At 52.8% G+C, this 16,973-nt stretch carries 17 protein-coding genes; 5 read left to right on the top strand and 12 right to left on the bottom strand.

The genetic code is table 11. The features are described 5' to 3' along the window. Positions 1–48: 48 nt before the first annotated feature. The gene (locus AWM70_RS04135; RefSeq protein WP_099093064.1) at positions 49–651 is read right to left on the bottom strand and encodes a DedA family protein; all 603 of its coding nucleotides are present in this window, start codon (positions 649–651) and stop codon (positions 49–51) included. Between the two features lie 171 nt (positions 652–822). Between AWM70_RS04135 and AWM70_RS04130 the strand changes: the two genes are divergently transcribed. Continuing rightward, positions 823–1,872, top strand: coding sequence for a YkvI family membrane protein (locus AWM70_RS04130; RefSeq protein ID WP_068694470.1), 1,050 nt, complete (start codon positions 823–825; stop codon positions 1,870–1,872). Positions 1,873–1,988: 116 nt separating this feature from the next. Here the strand turns inward: AWM70_RS04130 and AWM70_RS04125 are convergent, their stop codons facing one another. Beyond that, positions 1,989–3,116 (bottom strand): glycosyltransferase family 4 protein, encoded by a 1,128-nt coding sequence (locus AWM70_RS04125; protein WP_068694469.1) that lies wholly within the window; start codon positions 3,114–3,116, stop codon positions 1,989–1,991. 208 nt (positions 3,117–3,324) lie between these two features. Here AWM70_RS04125 and AWM70_RS04120 point away from each other — a divergent pair, with 208 nt between their 5' ends. After that, positions 3,325–4,761: an RsmF rRNA methyltransferase first C-terminal domain-containing protein gene (locus tag AWM70_RS04120; RefSeq protein ID WP_068694468.1), complete on the top strand. Its 1,437-nt coding sequence runs from the start codon at positions 3,325–3,327 to the stop codon at positions 4,759–4,761. A 117-nt stretch (positions 4,762–4,878) separates the two neighbouring features. Further along, the gene (locus AWM70_RS23710) at positions 4,879–4,974 is read left to right on the top strand and encodes a dihydroorotate dehydrogenase (protein ID WP_188793281.1); all 96 of its coding nucleotides are present in this window, start codon (positions 4,879–4,881) and stop codon (positions 4,972–4,974) included. Positions 4,975–5,091: 117 nt separating this feature from the next. On the opposite strand, the gene AWM70_RS04115 is transcribed toward AWM70_RS23710, so the two are convergent. From AWM70_RS04115 to AWM70_RS04090, 6 genes are all read right to left on the bottom strand, one after another. Continuing rightward, positions 5,092–5,910, bottom strand: coding sequence for a Cof-type HAD-IIB family hydrolase (locus tag AWM70_RS04115; protein WP_068694467.1), 819 nt, complete (start codon positions 5,908–5,910; stop codon positions 5,092–5,094). A gap of 20 nt (positions 5,911–5,930) precedes the next feature. Further along, positions 5,931–6,659, bottom strand: coding sequence for a pseudouridine synthase (locus AWM70_RS04110; RefSeq protein ID WP_068700355.1), 729 nt, complete (start codon positions 6,657–6,659; stop codon positions 5,931–5,933). A 37-nt stretch (positions 6,660–6,696) separates the two neighbouring features. Next, positions 6,697–8,346 (bottom strand): RsmB/NOP family class I SAM-dependent RNA methyltransferase, encoded by a 1,650-nt coding sequence (locus AWM70_RS04105; RefSeq protein ID WP_068694466.1) that lies wholly within the window; start codon positions 8,344–8,346, stop codon positions 6,697–6,699. 113 nt (positions 8,347–8,459) lie between these two features. After that, positions 8,460–8,930: a DUF309 domain-containing protein gene (locus AWM70_RS04100; protein ID WP_418303198.1), complete on the bottom strand. Its 471-nt coding sequence runs from the start codon at positions 8,928–8,930 to the stop codon at positions 8,460–8,462. After that, positions 8,917–9,738, bottom strand: a complete 822-nt coding sequence (gene yjbM / locus AWM70_RS04095) for a GTP diphosphokinase (RefSeq protein WP_068694464.1) — start codon at positions 9,736–9,738, stop codon at positions 8,917–8,919. Before yjbM ends, AWM70_RS04100 begins: the two co-directional genes overlap by 14 nt. Before the next feature lie 27 nt (positions 9,739–9,765). Further along, positions 9,766–10,860, bottom strand: a complete 1,095-nt coding sequence (locus tag AWM70_RS04090) for a quinone-dependent dihydroorotate dehydrogenase (protein WP_068694463.1) — start codon at positions 10,858–10,860, stop codon at positions 9,766–9,768. 223 nt (positions 10,861–11,083) lie between these two features. Between AWM70_RS04090 and AWM70_RS23400 the strand changes: the two genes are divergently transcribed. Continuing rightward, a complete protein-coding gene (locus AWM70_RS23400) occupies positions 11,084–11,221 on the top strand; it encodes a hypothetical protein (protein ID WP_169823397.1) in 138 nt (45 codons plus the stop codon). 1 nt (position 11,222) lies between these two features. Here AWM70_RS23400 and AWM70_RS04085 read toward each other — a convergent pair whose 3' ends face one another. The 3 genes from AWM70_RS04085 to AWM70_RS04075 form a co-directional block, all read right to left on the bottom strand. Further along, complete coding sequence (locus tag AWM70_RS04085; protein ID WP_068694462.1) at positions 11,223–12,647, bottom strand: L,D-transpeptidase; 1,425 nt, start codon at positions 12,645–12,647, stop codon at positions 11,223–11,225. 180 nt (positions 12,648–12,827) lie between these two features. Further along, positions 12,828–13,070 carry a ferredoxin gene (locus tag AWM70_RS04080; RefSeq protein ID WP_068694461.1) on the bottom strand — a complete coding sequence of 81 codons (243 nt, stop codon included), beginning with the start codon at positions 13,068–13,070 and terminating at the stop codon, positions 12,828–12,830. A 124-nt stretch (positions 13,071–13,194) separates the two neighbouring features. Next, on the bottom strand, positions 13,195–14,424 hold the full coding sequence (locus AWM70_RS04075) for a DNA polymerase IV (protein ID WP_068700353.1): 1,230 nt from the start codon (positions 14,422–14,424) through the stop codon (positions 13,195–13,197). Positions 14,425–14,636: 212 nt separating this feature from the next. Here AWM70_RS04075 and cimA point away from each other — a divergent pair, with 212 nt between their 5' ends. After that, the gene (gene cimA, locus AWM70_RS04070) at positions 14,637–16,256 is read left to right on the top strand and encodes a citramalate synthase (protein WP_068694460.1); all 1,620 of its coding nucleotides are present in this window, start codon (positions 14,637–14,639) and stop codon (positions 16,254–16,256) included. Positions 16,257–16,365: 109 nt separating this feature from the next. On the opposite strand, the gene AWM70_RS04065 is transcribed toward cimA, so the two are convergent. After that, a complete protein-coding gene (locus AWM70_RS04065; RefSeq protein ID WP_068694459.1) occupies positions 16,366–16,923 on the bottom strand; it encodes a TlpA family protein disulfide reductase in 558 nt (185 codons plus the stop codon). Between the last annotated feature and the right edge of the window lie 50 nt (positions 16,924–16,973).

The raw sequence follows: 16,973 nt of genomic DNA, 5'->3' as shown, positions 1-16,973 counted from the left end.
ATAATGCCACGCGGCCAGCAACCTATAATTTTCAATTTCCCAGCGATTCTACGATTCCTTATTCGTTCTCTTCCAGAGCATGTGAAGAATCCACGCTACAATCAGAAAAGCGGCTGCGGCAAGCGAAATCCGCCAGACATGGATATGGACGAAATAAGCTACACTTCGCCAATGCCGTCCAAACGTATGGCCAATATACATAAATCCCGTACACCAGATAGCGGCACCGACTCCAGCATAGGTCAGATAAACCCGGAGACTCAGGCGATATACGCCGGCGAGATAAGAGGTGACCTGTCTTAATCCCGGCACAAAATAGCCGAACAGCACGCTCCAGCTGCCATATTTGGCGAACCAGGTTTCGGTAGAGGCAAGCCGTTTCGGGGTGATCATGATCCATTTTCCGTACTTGTCCAGGAGAGGTTTGCCAATTCCCCGTCCGAGCCCGTAGCTAAACAGCATGCCGGTCATGCTGCCCAGGAAGGTAACCGCCAGCGCCAGGCCAAATTTGAAATGTCCTTCAGCCGTCAGGCCCCCAAACATGATGACCAATGTTTCATCCGGAACCGGAATTCCCATAAACCCCAGTGCGAGCAGCCCAAACATCGCCAGATACCCGTACTGGGCTATATAGGACATTATACCGCTCAATGCCAACCCCTCCTTTCTATATGGAGAACCTAAGTCATTGTAATCCTTTTTGAATTCGCTTGGCAAAAAGGACAGGCAGAAGTCATGTCCAGGCCATCTAGAACATAACTTGTACTAACATGTATGCCTGTGCCGAGGATCGGCCAGTCCTTTATTCAAGGAGGAACAACCATGAGGAACGCCGCCAAGGTTTTGCAAGTTGCTTTCACTTATATCGGCACGATCGTCGGTGCAGGTTTTGCTACCGGACGGGAAATTCTGCAGTTTTTCACCCAATACGGCAAATGGGGCGTCGTGACTATCCTGCTGGCTACACTGCTGTTTATCTGGCTGGGTACCAAAATGATGCTGCTCGCTCATGACATCGGGGCCAGCTCTTATGAAGACCTGAACCGGAAATTGTTTGGCCGCCGGATCGGCTGGTGGATCAGCTTGTTTACGCTGGTTGTCCTGCTTGGCGTCAACAGTGTCATGCTTGCCGGAGCCGGCTCTGTATTCATGGAGCATTTAGGCCTCTCTTACCAGCTTGGCTTATGGATTACCTTGATCGGCACTTATTTGCTGCTGGGCAAAGGCATGAACGCGATTCTGCAGCTCAATTCGATTGTCGTTCCGCTGATGATTACGTTATCGATCATTATCATTGGAGCTACAGTCGGCACTCCAGGCGCCCAGCGGTTCTTAAGTCTTGAAACGGACAGCAGCCCGCTGCAAACCTGGGCTTCTCCGTTCATTTACGGCGCTTTTAACCTTTCAATGGCTCAGGCGGTGCTTGTCCCGATCGGCAGCCAGATCAAAGAACGCAAGGTGCTGGTTTGGGGAGGCATCCTCGGCGGACTCGGCATCGGCTTTATGCTGATGGCCGGCCATTTTGCGCTCTCTGCCCACATGCCCGGCATTGTCCAGTTCGAGATCCCGATGGGCAACATCGCCGTGCAGCTCGGAACGGCTGTTCAGCTCGTATACGTGCTTCTTATTTTCCTTGAAATCTTCAGCACGTTTGTGGCCGATATTTACGGCGTATCCCTGCAGATTCGGATGATGTGGAACATTCCGGAACGCTGGCTTTCGCTCCTTATCCTCTGTTTCTGTTATTTGACCAGCCAGATCGGATTCAGTTCCCTGCTTTCGGTGCTCTATCCGGTCTTCGGCCTGTTCAGCCTGCTGTGGGCGGTCATGCTGGTCCTTTATCGAAATCCGTCTCTAACAGCCAAACGCTAATCACATAAAAAAGGGAGCGCTCACCACAAGAAAGCCGGCCTCCCGGTTGACTTGCCAGCAGGGAGGCCGGACAGACCGGCTTGCTTATTCTCCAGCATGATCTATTCGCCACTACACTAGGACGGCTTAAATTCCAGATACATCTTCTTCAGCTCATGTACAGCCCGGTTGAGCGAATATTTCGATTTAGCCCGCTCTGAAGCAGCTCTGGCCAGCGTATACCGGTAATCCGGGTCGTTGATCAGCTGCTCCAGCGCCAGCGCCAAAGCTGAAGGATCTTCCGGGGGAACAAGCAATCCGTTTATTCCGTTCTCGATTTGCTCGGGAATCCCGCCGACCTCGCTGCCCACCAAAGCCAATGAACAAAGGGCAGCCTCCGCAAACACCGAACCAAACGCCTCTGCGCGGGAGGGCAAAACAAAGATATCGAAGAAGGGCATAAATTCCTCCGGATGCAGCGTGTACCCGTAGAAGATCGTTTCGTCGTAGATCCCGAGCGACTGGGCCAGCGCTTCCAGCTCCGTCCGGCTCGGACCATCCCCGATAAGATGCAGTACAAAAGGCAGGCCTTTCTGTTTCAGCTCGGCGCAGGCTTTAAGCAAAATATCAAGACCTTTCGCCGGAACCAGCCGGCAGACGGTGACCAGCTGAGCAACCTCATTTTCATGAGCCACCGGTTTAAATCGCTTCTCGTCATATCCATTTGGAATCACGGCAATGTCCTGCGGTCTATCGACGTAAGGAGCCATATAATTGCGGAAAGAATGAGACACCGTCACGAGGCGGTCTGTACGCTGCTCTAGTTCCCGGTACAAGGAGACCAAAAATTGATGTTCGGGGCCGTTCTCCCGAATCCGTCCGTTTAATATAAGCTCCCGCTCATAACTGGAATGCACGGTCTGAATGACGGGTACATCCGGGAATACATCCTTCATAGCCATGCCGACAATCGGATGATGTGAATGAATGACATCATATTTCTTATCGATCCGAAGTTTCGTCCACCAGACATAATCCAGATAAGTCTGCACATATTTCTGCACGACCGGGCTTGAAGCGTATGGGGTCCAGTCGAAGGTTTGGAATACAACGTCTCCGCTGCCTTTCATGCGGACACGTCTCGGAATAGAGAACAAATCCATTTCCCAGCGCGGGGGCGTGAAACGCTCCTGCAGATAAGGAATCATCGAGGACACGCCGCCCGGTTGCTCCGGGGGGAAAAAAAGGGCTTGCAGCAGCTTCAAGGGATAGTCCCCCTTTCACTTCCTAATAAGTAATCAGTCAGGTTCAATCGTTGTTTAGTCGTTTAATCTCTGTTCTTACTTTCATTATGCCATGCCGGGAAGCAGACGTCATTCCCTCTTTTGAGATCAGGGTCCATTATGATAAACTGCTGAGAGATCGAATTTATGGATCCAATGAGAAGCTTCAAGTGAAAGGAACTGTTGTTTCATGCCATCTGTATCCCTGCCCTCCGCTTATCAGGAGCAAATGATCCAAATGCTTGGCGCCCGGGAAGCGAAGACGTTCCTGAGCAGCTATTCGGCTGAACGTCTTTACGGCCTGCGCATCAATACGCTGAAAGTGTCGCCCGATGCTCCCCTAATGAGTACGCTACAACAAAGGTTTGGCCTTCAGCCTGTTCCCTGGTGCCCGGACGGATTCTATTATCCAGAAGATAGACGGCCCGGCAAACACCCCTACCATGCTGCGGGTCTCTATTATATTCAAGAGCCATCCGCCATGTCCGCCGTCGAGCTCCTTGCCCCCAAACCGGGTGAGACCGTTCTGGACCTGGCCGCAGCGCCCGGCGGCAAGTCTACGCAGATCGCCGCCAAAATGCAGGGCGAAGGCCTGCTTGTCTCCAATGAGATTCATCCGGCCCGCGCCAAAATTTTAGCCGAAAACATCGAGCGGATGGGCGTTCGGAACGCCCTAGTCACCAACGCTTCGCCAGATCAGCTTTCCGCCCGTTTCCCCCTGGCCTATGACCGGATTATGCTGGATGCGCCCTGCTCGGGGGAAGGCATGTTCCGCAAGGATGAACGCGCGGTGGAGGAATGGTCGCCGGAAGCGGTGGAGCTGTGCGCTGCCAGGCAGCGGGACATTCTGCACGATGCCGTCAAAATGCTAAAGCCCGGCGGCATGCTGGCGTATTCCACCTGTACGTTCAACCGGGCCGAGAATGAAGAGAACATGCGCTGGCTGCTCGAGCAATATCCGTTTATGGAACTGCTCGAGGAGAAAAGGATCTGGCCCCACCGGCAAGCCGGCGAAGGCCATTATGTCGCGCTGCTTCACCGCGCAGACGCTCATCCGGCCAACCTGCCGGATACCGGCAGCCCGGAACATCTCGAGAGCAGCCGAGTCCTGGGCACAACCAAAACCTCAAAACCCGCACGCAGTTCCATAGGCAAAGCAGCCGCCTCCAAAGGAAGCGAAGAAGTGCAGGCTGTTCAGTCCTGCCTGGCCTGGATCAAGGAGCAGACCCGCGGTTTCGACGTTGATCCGGACAGGCTTGCCGCTTTCGGCGAAGCTCTTTATCTGCTGCCGCAGGGCAAGGAGCTCCGGCTCACTCCAGACCTTCTGAGCGGGCTGAAAATTCCGCGGGCCGGCCTTCGGCTCGGCATTGCCCGGAAAGGGCGTTTTGAGCCTGATCATGCGCTGGCGCTTGCCTTGGCCCGGGAACAAGCCGTCCGCTGCGTGGATCTTGCTGCAGATTCCGCAGAAGCAGCGGCTTATCTGCGCGGGGAAGTGCTGGCCGTGGAACCTTCTCTCCAGGGCTGGACACTCGTTGCCCTGGACGGCTATCCGATTGGCTTTGGCAAATGCAGCGGGGGTCAGCTCAAAAATCATTATCCTAAAGGCCTGCGGCAAACCGGCTATTAAGGAAAATAAATAAATGACTAACCATCCGGGCTTTCGCCCTTCCTCTTTACCCATTCCTTCATACAATATCCCATACCGCAGCAATCAGGCGGAATCACCTAAAGGGAGGAATTAACTATGGGTGCTGTCTATGGCGGAGGTTGGACTTCGACAGGCGCAATTCTGGTTTTGTTCATTTTGCTGGTCATCATTTCGAGAACTTTCCTCATTTAAGCATGGCTGCCTTATGTACGGCGGCATAAGCTGTCTGCAGCAGGTATAGAAAAAGCAAAGAGACCCACCGATCTTTGGATCGCGGTCTCTTTGCTTTTTCTATCAGGTCCCTTTGGTTTAAAGGACCGCCTGGTTCAGGCAATATTTCTCAAGTGCAGCCTTGACGCCTTCTTCGTTGTTGGACATCGTTACGTCATCCGCAGCCGCTTTAACCTCCAAAGGAGAATTGTCCATAGCTATGCCTAATCCGGCATAAGTCAGCATGGAAAGATCATTATAGTAGTTGCCTATGGCCATGATGTTCTCACGGGCAATTCCCCGTTTCTCCGCCAATTGCTGCAAAGCCGCTCCCTTGGAGGACTGCTTGTGCATCAGATCTACGAAATAATCTCCGCTGCGCAGCATGTTGAAAGGCTGATCCCACAAACTCCAATCCGCTTCGACTTTATCCATAAATTCCTTGGTGCCTGCGGCAGTAACTTTCACAACCGGCTCGGCGAACTCGCTCAAAGGCGGCAGGTTCTTAGGAGTAATCAGAAACTGCCGGTACATATCCAGCACATCCTGTTCCAGCTGATCAGCCCCGGGAACATACAGTTCAAAGGTGGTATTGACGTCGAAATGAACGCCGTTCTCTCTGCAGTAATCGAAATAAGGCTGAAGGCCGTTCAAATCGAGCGGGAATTCATGAATGACCGTATAATGGTCGCCCTTAACCCCCACCGTAGCCGCCCCGTTATGCGTAATAATCGAGCCTTCCAGACCCAATGCCTGCATGTAGGGAATAGAGCTCTGCGGCGCCCGGCCTGTACAAAGGACGATTTCCGCCCCTGTCGCGGCCACGGCGCGAATCGCTTCAGCCGTTCCGTCCGTCAATTGATGATCATCCGTCAGCAGCGTACCGTCAACATCAAGCGCGATCAGTTGGTATTTCATCTCTTCACTCCTTATCTGCCCTATTGGTTTTCTTTCTGATGAATATGCTGCAGCCGGTAAAGCTCTTCCTCCGTCAACTCGCGAAAAGCGCCTTTCGGCAGCTCCGGATCAAGCGTCAGCGTTCCCATGCTTACTCTTTTTAAATAGAGCACTTTAGAGCCCACCGCTTCAAACATCCGTTTGACCTGATGGAATTTGCCTTCCACTATGGTCAATGAAATTCGGCAGCAGCTTTGTCCGTCTTTCTCATAATGCTCCAGCACATGAAGCTCGGCTGGTTTAGTCAGGTAGCCGTCATCCAGCTCTACGCCCGCCGCAAAACGCTGCCTGTGGCTGTCTCCGATTTCACCTGCTACGTCCGCTTCATAGGTTTTAGGGACGTGCTTGCGCGGAGAAAGCAGCTCATGAGAAAGCGCCCCGTCGTTGGTCAGCAGCAGCAGCCCTTCCGTGTCCTTATCCAGCCGTCCTACCGGAAACGGCGAGAAAGTCCGATATTCATCCGGAAGCAAGTCGATCACCGTTTTGTCACGGTTGTCTTCGGTTGCCGAAACAACCCCGGCTGGTTTGTGCAGCATCAGGTACACGTATTCGCGGTAAAGCACCGCCTCGCCATCGACCTCGATTCGGCTTTGATCCGGATTCACCTGCAGGCCGCTGTCCTTGACTTTTAAGCCATCCACGGTGACGCGCCCCTGTTTGACCATCTTTTTGATCTCTGCCCGGGAAGCCACGCCGATATGGCCCAGCATTTTATCCAGTCTTATCGTTTTTTTCCCTTTATCCACGTTACGTCCACCTCCAGCCCGCCGGATATTCGTTCTTGAGCATCCCGTCCTGCCATTTGCCCCAGCCAAGCGAATAATCGCCAACGCCCACCAGGACGTACCCTTTCGGCAGACTGTCATTCAGGCGGACCAGCCGGCTTTCCGGAAGCTGCAACGTTTCCCCTTTCAAATAACGAACAGCTTCGCCTTCCTCCAAGGATAATTGCACACTTCTTAAGCTCTCTCCCGGCTTTAAAGCCGCAGCAAGAGGCTGACCGGGCACAAAACGGCCGTTCTTAACCGTTCCGACATACCAGCCGGGTCTCACCGTCTTTAATCCGTTAAGCTGGTCCGGGGTCAGCGGCGACAGATATAGGTTTGTTCCAAAAAATACAGGATAACCGGTCATTCCGGCCGTATCCGATAAGTTTTGCCCGGCGAACAGACGCCAGGCTGCCAGCAGCTCCTGCTGATCCTGAACGGCGCCTGCTCCTGCTGACTCCTGGCGTCTCCCCCGGCCTTTGCCTTTTCCTTTATTCGCTTGCCTCGTTTTGTCCTTGGCCGCTCGAGAGGATAAAGCGGACTGAGCCGTTGGGGCCGGCTGGATCGTAAGCCAGGCAGAACCCTGATCCAGCTCTTGTTCCTGTTCCTCTTGGTGTTGCTCGGAAAAGTCCCGGTCCTGATTCCGGCTCTGAGTCCTGCCCGGTTGACCCGTTTCGCCCGTATGCCGCAGCACAGCGACAAAATGGCCTTCGCCCTGGATGCGATGCGGCCAAAGCCTGCCGGCATCTCCCGTTTGCGCTGCCGATGCCTCCGTATATTCGCCCTTTTCTACTTTCATATACGGCGGGTACAGCCAATCGGGACGGCCTTTGGCCAACCCCCATTTTGCGGGGAGAGGCACAACTTCGAAGTCCGGATTCAGGGTCAGAAATTCCGCAATCTGGGCTTCATCTTCCTCCGGAGCAAACGTGCATGTCGAGTAGACGATCGTTCCGCCTGGAGCCAGCATGCCTGCCGCCGACTTCAAAATATCGCGCTGCATGACCGAGCAGACTTCCACCGAATGTTTCTCCCATTGCCGGGCCATATCTTCATCCTTGCGGAACATGCCTTCCCCCGAGCAGGGGGCGTCGATCAGAATTTTATTGAAATAGCCGGGGAAAGCCTGCAGAATGCGTTCCGGGCTTTCATTCAGCACAACGGCATTTTTGACGCCGTATAGCTCGATATTTTTCGCCAACGCTTTGGTCCGCATTTCGCTGATGTCATTGGTGACCAGTACGCCTTGCCCCTGCAGCCTGGCTGCGATTTGCGTCGATTTGCCGCCAGGAGCGGCGCACAGGTCCAGCACCCGGTCCCCCGGCTGGACATCCAGCGCCTCGGCGGGAGCCATCGCGCTGGGTTCCTGGATATAATACAGGCCCGCATGATAATAAGGATGTTTGCCCGGCTTCTGTCCTTCGTCAATATAATAGCCGGTTTCGCACCAGGGCACCGGCTTCAGCTCAAAAGGAGTCAGCTCCGCAAACGCCTCCGGACTGATTTTTAATGTATTGATCCTGATTCCCGCAAACCGGGGATGATCATAAGAAACGACAAAATCCGGGTATTCCTCCCCAAGTAAGGTTTGCATTCTCTCCAGGAATAATGGAGGCAGCGTAACGCTCATAGTGACACCCTTTCACCTAACAAAATCGTTGGACAGTCTCCGTACAGCAGCTTTGTCGGCCCCTGCGCATCCAATTCCCCGCACAAGGAAAAATGCCGTACCCCGAGTTTCCTCTAGGTACGGTTTTTGCCCCGCAGTTCATGTTTGGGACCCCGTTGCCGCTTAAGCTGCAGAGGCGCATTCGCCTTAACTTTGGACGAAGCCTCTTCTACAGCCCGGGCCAGCTCAGGGTCTCTGATTTCAATCGTTAAATCATAATAATCAAACGTCTGCTCGTGGTAACGGGCCAACCGCTGCACATACCGTTCAACCTCGCCGCGCAGCTTCCCGAGGTCAATCCCCAAACTGTCCGCAGGATAATCGGCCAGCTTAGCGGCTGCGGAACGCAGCATCTTCAGACTGCCACGCACATTGCCGTCCCGGAAATGGAACAGTCCGACCGCCACCTGCAGCAATCCTTTATATAAAGGATCACGTTCTCTGGCCAGCCAGAGCTCCTCCATGACCTCATGGCATTCAAAATAATCCCGATCCCGGTTGAAATAGATCAGAAAAGCCAGATACAGCTCCTCATACTTCATCATCAAGCTCCGGATCGATATCTTTTTTCGCCTGTTTAACCGTACTTTTCACTTCGTCCAGCAGCCCTTTCATGGCTGCAAGGTCACGCTGCTCCCAGATTTCGTTGAATCTCCGCTGCGCGTCAATCGCTTCACTGACTTTATGATAGAAATAAAGCTGATGAATCAGCTTGAGCGTGTCGGACACGAGATTGGAATCATCTTCAAAGCTGCGCTGTGCCGTTAAGATTTCTTCCCGGATGCTCGACATTTCATTGTCCAGCACAAACGCGGCCTCTGCCGCCTTCTTCAGACGCAGCCGCATCTCCGCCGGCAGGCTGTCCCGGTATTTATAATTCAGCGAATGCTCGATGGTCGCCCAGAAGTTCATCGCCAGCGTGCGGATCTGGATTTCGGCGAGCACCGGCTTTTGGCCGAAGGCCGTCTGAACCGGATATTCCACGATCATATGGAAGCTGCGGTAGCCGCTTTCCTTGTAATTGGTAATATAATCTTTTTCATAAAGAACCTTCAAATCTTTGCGGTTCCGAATATATTGGGCCACGCGCCGGATATCCTCGACAAACTGGCACATGATCCTAATCCCGGCAATATCTTCAATGCCGGTCTCCAGATCCTCCATGGCTACATTCAGCCGTTTGGCTTTATCGAGAATGCTGGAAATCTTCTTCACGCGTCCGGTAACAAACTCAATCGGTGCATATTCTTCCCGTTTCTTGAGCTCCGAACGCATTGTTTTAAATTTAACCTTAAGTTCCTCCACCGTCTGTTCATAGGGAAGGAGAAAGGTTCCCCAATCTCTACCGTCCATGTCTGTTCCTCCTGTCCATACCGCCCGTTAACGATGGTCAGCGCCCACCGCTTCGGAAATATGATGAAATCCGTCCCGCAGCATCAATTCCCGTAAACTGCGGTGCAGTCTGCGATTAATTTCAGGGCCTTCATATATAAGTGCCGTATAAATTTCAATCAGGCTGGCTCCCGCCCGGATTTTGCGGTAAGCATCCTCGCCGCTGAAAATACCGCCGGAGCCGATAATCGGAAGTTTCCCGCCTGTCTGCCGGTAAATCCGGCTGACAATTTCGGTGGACCGCTCCTGAAGCGGCTTTCCGCTTAACCCTCCCGTTTCCTTGGCATGAGGATGCTGCAGCCCTTCGCGGGAAAGCGTTGTGTTCGTAGCAATAATGCCGGAAACGCCGCTTGCAGCGATCGTCTCCACCATAAATTCCAGCTCTTGATCCGTCACATCCGGGGCAATTTTGACCAGCACCGCTTTCGAGCCGCCATGCCGGGCATTCTGCACCTGCATTTCGCCAACCACCTGCTCCAGCAGACCGGAAAGCTCGCTGCCGTGCTGCAAATTGCGAAGGTCGGGCGTATTCGGGGAGCTGATGTTCACCACAAAAAAATCCGCCTCCGGATACAAAACCCGGATACATTTCTTATAATCAGTATACGCTTCTTCGTTGGGTGTTGATTTATTTTTACCGATATTCACGGCAATGGGAATCGGCCGGCTCTTCAAAGCCGCCAATTGAGCCGCCATCGCCTCGGCACCATGATTATTGAAGCCCATCCGGTTGATGAGCGCTTCGTCTGCAGGAAGCCTGAACAGCCGCGGCTGTTCGTTGCCCGGCTGCTCTTTTGGCGTTACCGTGCCTACCTCCATAAACCCAAAACCGATGGAGGAGAATCCTTCCACGGCTTCCGCATTTTTATCAAGTCCCGCAGCCAGTCCGACCGGGGAAGGAAAATGCAGTCCGAACAGGTCGACCGAAAGCTCCGGGGTTTCTTTAATGCCAAACAAAGATTTAAGTAAAGCGATCCCTCCAGGCATAGCAGAGGTTTTATGTAACCCTCCGATCACCAGATGGTGGGCTTTCTCCGGATCCAGCCGAAAGAAAACCGGTTTCCCAAAATTTCGATACAGCACTGCTTCTTCACTCCGTTCTATGACAGCGCCCCTCTCGGCGCACACCTGTTTCCCTATTCCCAGTTTAGCGGTTTCCGCTAAAAAAGGAAAGTTATTGGGCCTAAGTTCCCTCGTTCACCTATTCGATCATGGAAAAATACCATGAAAGCCATTACAATAGAGTTGTCCTTCCGGCAGACGCTGCCGGGAAAGAAGTCCACCTATATGGAAGGAAGTGCTCGCTATGTCCACAAAAAGAAAACCGCCATCCCTTCAGCAGAAGAAAGAAGAGGTTAACCGAAAAGCGCTGATCTGGATCGGTTCTATCCTCGCGGCGATCATCCTCTTTTTTGCGGTCATTTTGATTTGGGTCAACGCTTAATTTAATCCAGCCAATGATAGGTTTTGTGGGGATTTGTCTGATCCTGCCGATCGGGAAATAGGAAACGCGGTTTGTTTTCTCCCGGTTTCAGTTCCGGCAATATCCCCTTTCCTACAGTGACCTGAATGCCTTTGGGCACCATATCAAATAACTCCTCCACATCGGCTTTGGCAAGCCGAATGCACCCCAAAGATTCATCCTTCCCAATGCTATCCGATTCGTTAGTTCCATGAATGGCATAATTTCCGGCTGACAAAGCCATCCCCCGGCTGCCAAACTCTCCGTTGTCATGTCCGTTAGGATTGATGACCTTTTCCGTGATCTGAAAAACCCCTTCCGGCGTCCGCTCTCCTCCAAGTCCCGCTTGATACACACGAAGAATCACATTTCCGCTGGTCAAGGCCAGCAAATGTTTGGTTTTGTCTATCTTGATTTCAAGCGGCTGCCCGAAAAAAACTCCTCCCGGCTCGCCCGCTGCATGTCCGTCCGCCTGGCCGGCCTGGCTGCCTGAGGCAGCGCCCTCCAAACCCTGCGGCTGCTTCAGCTTTGCCAGCGCAGTTTGAAAGGCCTGTCCAAGCCCCGGGGTATCCCCGGCGATCCAGTTGTTCGGATAAGGCTGATTCAGTTCACTTGGCTTATCCGGATAACGTCCATGTGCCTGCTTGAACTCCAGCATGGCCGTAGACAGCAGCGCGAGCAGTTCCTGCTCTCCTGTCCATTCCTCGGCCTGGCGCTTAAGCGCAGGCTCCTCTGGCGGCTTGCAGGCGCAGGTGGCCGGATTCAGCGACTGAACGGAGCTGCGCCCGGAATCCGCGTCCTGGACCACGCTGTATTCCAGCGGCATCTCCCTGCTCCACAAGAGCCAGTCGCCCTGGCTTCTCATGCCAAGCAGCGCAAGCAGACTTCCGTTCGCGCCGCCAGGATGTTCAAGCAGCGCTGCGAGCGCTGCTGCTCTTTCCGCCTCCGTGCCTGCAGCGGCAGCCGTAAAAACAGGCCCTTTGGGCAAGCTTTGCCCAGCAGGCCTTCCGGCTTCATGGCCAGCCGGGGAACCGGCGGCAGCCGCTGGTTCGGTTGCCCCTTCCGGCTGACCGGCCACATCTTTCCCGCTGGAAGGCGCTATCGTCCAAAGCGGTGAGAGCAGGATCAGCAGAAGCAGCATGGCCGCTGCCAGCCCCTTCCGCCAGCGCATCCGGATTTTCTCTTTTCTCTTCGATGCTTCCAGCAGCTCTGCCGCGTATTCCTTCCATACCTCATCCGGTGTCTTGCTAGATTCAAAAGCTTCGTAAATATCTCCCGCTTGTATGTAACAATAATTCGCTTTGCCTTCTTGTCCGTTCTGTTCATATTCCTTACCCAGTAAATACCAGGCCATGCGATTATCCGGATGCATCCGTACATAATCTTTCAAATATGCCGAATTGTTCATCACGACCTCCGTCAATTGTTATCCCCGCTCTATCTCTATTATCGGCCGGAATTCCGGAATTCGATATGCAACAAAAGCACCAGACGCGGCTTGCGATTTTAGCAAAAACCCATAAAAAAACATCCCCCACGGAAGCGAGAGATGTTTTTCAGCAGTTGAACTGCATGCACGGTATTGGGATTAGCCTTCTTTATTAAACGGTTCATCCGCAATTTTGATAGAGTCCGTAGGGCAGCCGTCACAGGCGTCCTGAAGGTCGTCGTACAAGCCCTCCTCAATTTCCGTAACACCGCGGTTAGCATCGCTTTGATAGATCACTTCCGCCAAACCTTCATCATCGTAATCAAAAATGTCCGGTGCTGTGGCGCCGCATGCGCCGCAAGCGATACAAGTATCCTTATCCACCCAAGTATATTTTGCCATTTCGTCTGCCTCCTGTTAAAAAACAATACAAGACCAAGTGCAGTCAAGCACCCCACTCAAATATAATATAAATAATTGACAATTTCAATTGAATTGGTTATTCATGTCAGAAAGCGCTGCCTTTTCAATCCTCGTCCTGATTTTTCAGAAAATCCGTTTGCAGCGAAGTGCCCCGTATTTTATGGTTCCGGATCAACGCCGAAGGGTCGTCTCCCAGCATGCCCGCCGTAAGCACCGCGCTTTCGCCAAATTTGTCTCTAAGCTCATCCATCACCTTGGTCAGCTGCTCTTTCTTCGGCTGCTGCTCATAGCTGAACAAATCCAGCTGCATCGCCGAATCCTCCTTAGGGACAAGATTTTGCAGCGTAATCCCCAGCAGACGCACGGGTTTGCCTTCCTTCCAATGCTTCCGGTACAGCTTGCAGGCTTCGTGATACACTTCATCGGCCGTTTCCGTAACGCTGTCCAGCGTCTGCGACCTCGTAATCGTCTTCATATCCGGCGTACGAATCGTAATTTGTACGGTCTGGGCCATCAAGCCTTGTCTGCGCATCCGTCTCGATACCTGATCGGCCAGATTCAGCATAACTCGTTCAACATCTTTGATATCGGTAATATCATAAGGAAGGGTGGTCGTATGGCCGACCGATTTATTTTTTTCTTTCTCTTCATTAACCGGAGTATGATCGATGCCATTTGCCGCCTGTTTCATCCATGAACCCATGACGCCGAAATGCTGCTGCAGCTTCCTTTCCTCTGCCGCCGCCAGCTGGCCGATGGTGTAGATATGAAGTTTCTTTAATTTATCGGCTGTTCTGCTGCCGATGCCAAACAGCTGGGCGCACGGTTTATCCCACAGCAGGTTTGGAACGTCACGGATTCTGAGCACCGTAATCCCGCTTGGCTTCTTCATATCGGACGCCATCTTGGCCAGCAGCTTGTTCGGCGCGACCCCAACCGAGCATGGAAGTCCCAGTTCCTCGCGAATACGGCGCTGCAGCTCCTCCGCAATTTGAAGCGGCGTGCCAAACTGCCTGGAACCTGTAATATCCATATAACATTCGTCTATGGAAGCTACCTGGATCAGCGGGGTATAAGAATAGGCTATGCTTTGAAACGCTCTGGAGTACCTGCGGTACAGATGGAAATCCGGTTGTAGTACAATTAAATCAGGACATAACTTTAAGGCCTGGCTGACCAGCATGCCCGTTTTGACGCCCAGCTTTCTGGCTGCATAGGAGCAGGTTACAATGATCCCTTTGCGCTTCTCCACGCTCCCCGCGACAGCCGTGGCTCTGCCGGCGTATTTCTCCGGCTCCTCGGCTTCATGCACCGAGCAGTAGAAGGCATTCATATCCACGTGAAGAATCACCCTGCCTTTGGCGGGATAATATTCATTTATAGAGTTCACGCCAATTCCTCCTAACCAGATGCAAAACAGATTACACAAAACGGCCAAACCATGATACAGTAAAGCAATAAAGTATTTTCGGAACGATTATTTTATAATAATTATATCAAATTAGCGACTGTTTGTTCATCTATTCCAAAAGGGGGACTCTCTTCATGTCTAAGGCTCTTTCTATCTTTGATACGACACTGCGCGACGGCACGCAAGGGGAAGGCATCAGCCTTTCGGCCGACGATAAACTCAAAATTGCCCGAAAGCTCGACCAATTGGGCGTTCATTATATTGAAGGCGGTATTCCAGGCAGCAATAATAAAGACATCGAATTCTTCCGGCGTGTTCAGGAGCTGAACCTGCAGGCCAAGATCACGGCTTTCGGCAGCACCCGCCGCAAGAACAGCGAAGCCCATCTGGATGCCAATCTGAACCGGATTCTGGAATCGGGCGTGCAAGCGGCAACCCTGGTCGGCAAATCGTGGGACTTCCACGTACATACTGCTCTTCAGACAACGCTTGACGAGAACCTGGCAATGATTGCGGATTCCATTGCTTTCCTTAAGCAAAAGGGACTTGAGGTCATTTTTGACGCTGAACATTTTTTTGACGGCTTCAAACATAATAAGGATTACGCGCTCGCCGTGCTAAAGAGCGCCGCTGCCGCAGGAGCCGACTGGCTCGTGATGTGCGATACGAACGGAGGAAGCATGCCTGGCGAAGTGCATTCGATCGTAACGGATGTTCGCAGCCAGCTCGGCGCTGCACGGCTGGGCATTCATACGCATAATGACTGCGAGCTTGCGGTCGCTAATGCGCTGAGCGCCGTTCAAGCCGGAGCAACGCAAATTCAAGGCACGATAAACGGGTACGGCGAACGCTGCGGCAACGCCAATCTTTGCTCCGTTATTCCAAATCTGCAGCTCAAACTCGGCTATGAGGTTTTATCCGCTGAGCAGATTGGCCAATTGACCAACACAGCCCGTTATGTCAGCGAAATTGCGAATGTCAATCTGCCTAACAATCAGCCTTATGTAGGTACTTCCGCTTTCGCTCACAAAGGCGGCATTCATGTGTCCGCGATTTTGCGGGATTCCAAAACGTATGAGCATATCCAGCCTGAGCTTGTCGGCAACAAGCAGCGCATTCTGGTGTCGGAGCTGGCTGGACAGAGCAACGTCTTGTCCAAAGCGAAAGAGATGGGCATCGAGTTTGATCCCGCCAATGATCAGACGAAAGAGGTTATCCAGCATATTAAAGACCTTGAACATCAGGGTTATTCCTTTGAAGGGGCCGACGCTTCTCTGGAGATGCTGCTCCGCAGCGCAAACGGCGACATTGAAGAAAAATTTGTATTCGAATCCTTTAAAATGCTGGTTGAGAAAACGGCCGGCAAATCCGTTGTTTCCGAAGCATTTGTCAAGCTCAATGTAGGCGGAGCCAGCGTTTATACCGCCGCAGAAGGCAACGGCCCGGTCAATGCGCTTGATAATGCGCTGCGCAAAGCGCTGGTCACGTATTTCCCGCGTCTCAAGGAAATGCATTTGTCCGACTATAAGGTTCGTGTCCTGGATGAGAAAGACGCCACAGCCGCCAAAGTACGCGTGCTGATCGAATCCCGGGATCTTACCAGCAGCTGGAACACCGTAGGGGTGTCGGAGAACGTGATTGAAGCCAGCTGGGAAGCGCTGGTCGACAGTATCCGCTACGCCTTGATCGGCGAAACCTTCCCGGAAGCCGATCCGGCTGCCGAGGAGCAAAATCAGGGGCTCGTCAATCATTGAGGATTTAATAACACAGCGATAAACCCGGAGCCTCCTGCGTCAGGAGGCTCCGGGTTTTATTTTTGCGCTGGTAGGGGCAGCGTATGTTTCTTTCGCGCCTGGCCCCGGTTTATTTGGCAAGCAGCAGCCTGCGAACTTTTGCTTCCAGCTCCTCCGGCGGCAGGAGCCCGATAATCATTTCCCGGACAATACCGTCTTGGTCGATCAGCACCTGTGTAGGGAACGCTTGTCCCTGGTACTCCGAATATACGGTCTCTCTGCGATCCATCAGAATCGGATAATGAATCCCGAATTCATCCACAAAAGCTTTCACTTTGGCTTCATCGTCATAAGCAGTCACATTCACTCCGTAGACATCCAGTTCACCTTTGTATTTCTCGGACAGCTTCTCCATATCCGGCGCTTCCAAGCGGCAGGGCTCGCACCAGGATGCCCAGAAGTTCAGCAGCAGCGGCTTGTCCCTTTTTCCGGCTACCCGGTAGGTCTGCCCGTCCAGTCCTTTAAGCTCAAAGAACGGGGCCGCTTTCCCGATCCGCACACCACGGTCACTGCCGGCCGCATTCACCAAAGCCATAGAGCCCGGAATCGCTGAATAAGCCAAACAAGCTATCAGCACTGCAGCCAGCCAGGTTCTAATCGTTTTCCGGCGATAAGTTTTTGACTTCATGCCATCGTTCCTTTACGGTAAGATTATGAAGATTTATTGCTTATTGTGCC

This window comes from Paenibacillus yonginensis, assembly GCF_001685395.1.
GTDB lineage: Bacteria > Bacillota > Bacilli > Paenibacillales > Paenibacillaceae > Fontibacillus > Fontibacillus yonginensis.
The sequence above is the reverse complement of the archived record's forward strand: the minus strand, read 5'-3'. Positions and strand labels throughout refer to the sequence as shown.

What these genes read in the sequence shown, in the direction of transcription:
- yjbM (WP_068694464.1), bottom strand. Translation starts at nt 9,738, where the DNA reads ATGGACGGTAGAGATTGGGGAACCTTTCTCCTTCCCTATGAACAGACG.
- AWM70_RS04100 (WP_418303198.1), bottom strand. Translation starts at nt 8,930, where the DNA reads ATGATGAAGTATGAGGAGCTGTATCTGGCTTTTCTGATCTATTTCAAC.
- AWM70_RS04080 (WP_068694461.1), bottom strand. Translation starts at nt 13,070, where the DNA reads ATGGCAAAATATACTTGGGTGGATAAGGATACTTGTATCGCTTGCGGC.
- AWM70_RS04105 (WP_068694466.1), bottom strand. Translation starts at nt 8,346, where the DNA reads ATGAGCGTTACGCTGCCTCCATTATTCCTGGAGAGAATGCAAACCTTA.
- AWM70_RS04065 (WP_068694459.1), bottom strand. Translation starts at nt 16,923, where the DNA reads ATGAAGTCAAAAACTTATCGCCGGAAAACGATTAGAACCTGGCTGGCT.
- AWM70_RS04110 (WP_068700355.1), bottom strand. Translation starts at nt 6,659, where the DNA reads ATGCTGGGCCATATCGGCGTGGCTTCCCGGGCAGAGATCAAAAAGATG.
- AWM70_RS23710 (WP_188793281.1), top strand. Translation starts at nt 4,879, where the DNA reads ATGGGTGCTGTCTATGGCGGAGGTTGGACTTCGACAGGCGCAATTCTG.
- cimA (WP_068694460.1), top strand. Translation starts at nt 14,637, where the DNA reads ATGTCTAAGGCTCTTTCTATCTTTGATACGACACTGCGCGACGGCACG.
- AWM70_RS23400 (WP_169823397.1), top strand. Translation starts at nt 11,084, where the DNA reads ATGTCCACAAAAAGAAAACCGCCATCCCTTCAGCAGAAGAAAGAAGAG.
- AWM70_RS04120 (WP_068694468.1), top strand. Translation starts at nt 3,325, where the DNA reads ATGCCATCTGTATCCCTGCCCTCCGCTTATCAGGAGCAAATGATCCAA.
- AWM70_RS04130 (WP_068694470.1), top strand. Translation starts at nt 823, where the DNA reads ATGAGGAACGCCGCCAAGGTTTTGCAAGTTGCTTTCACTTATATCGGC.
- AWM70_RS04085 (WP_068694462.1), bottom strand. Translation starts at nt 12,647, where the DNA reads ATGAACAATTCGGCATATTTGAAAGATTATGTACGGATGCATCCGGAT.
- AWM70_RS04075 (WP_068700353.1), bottom strand. Translation starts at nt 14,424, where the DNA reads ATGAATGCCTTCTACTGCTCGGTGCATGAAGCCGAGGAGCCGGAGAAA.
- AWM70_RS04115 (WP_068694467.1), bottom strand. Translation starts at nt 5,910, where the DNA reads ATGAAATACCAACTGATCGCGCTTGATGTTGACGGTACGCTGCTGACG.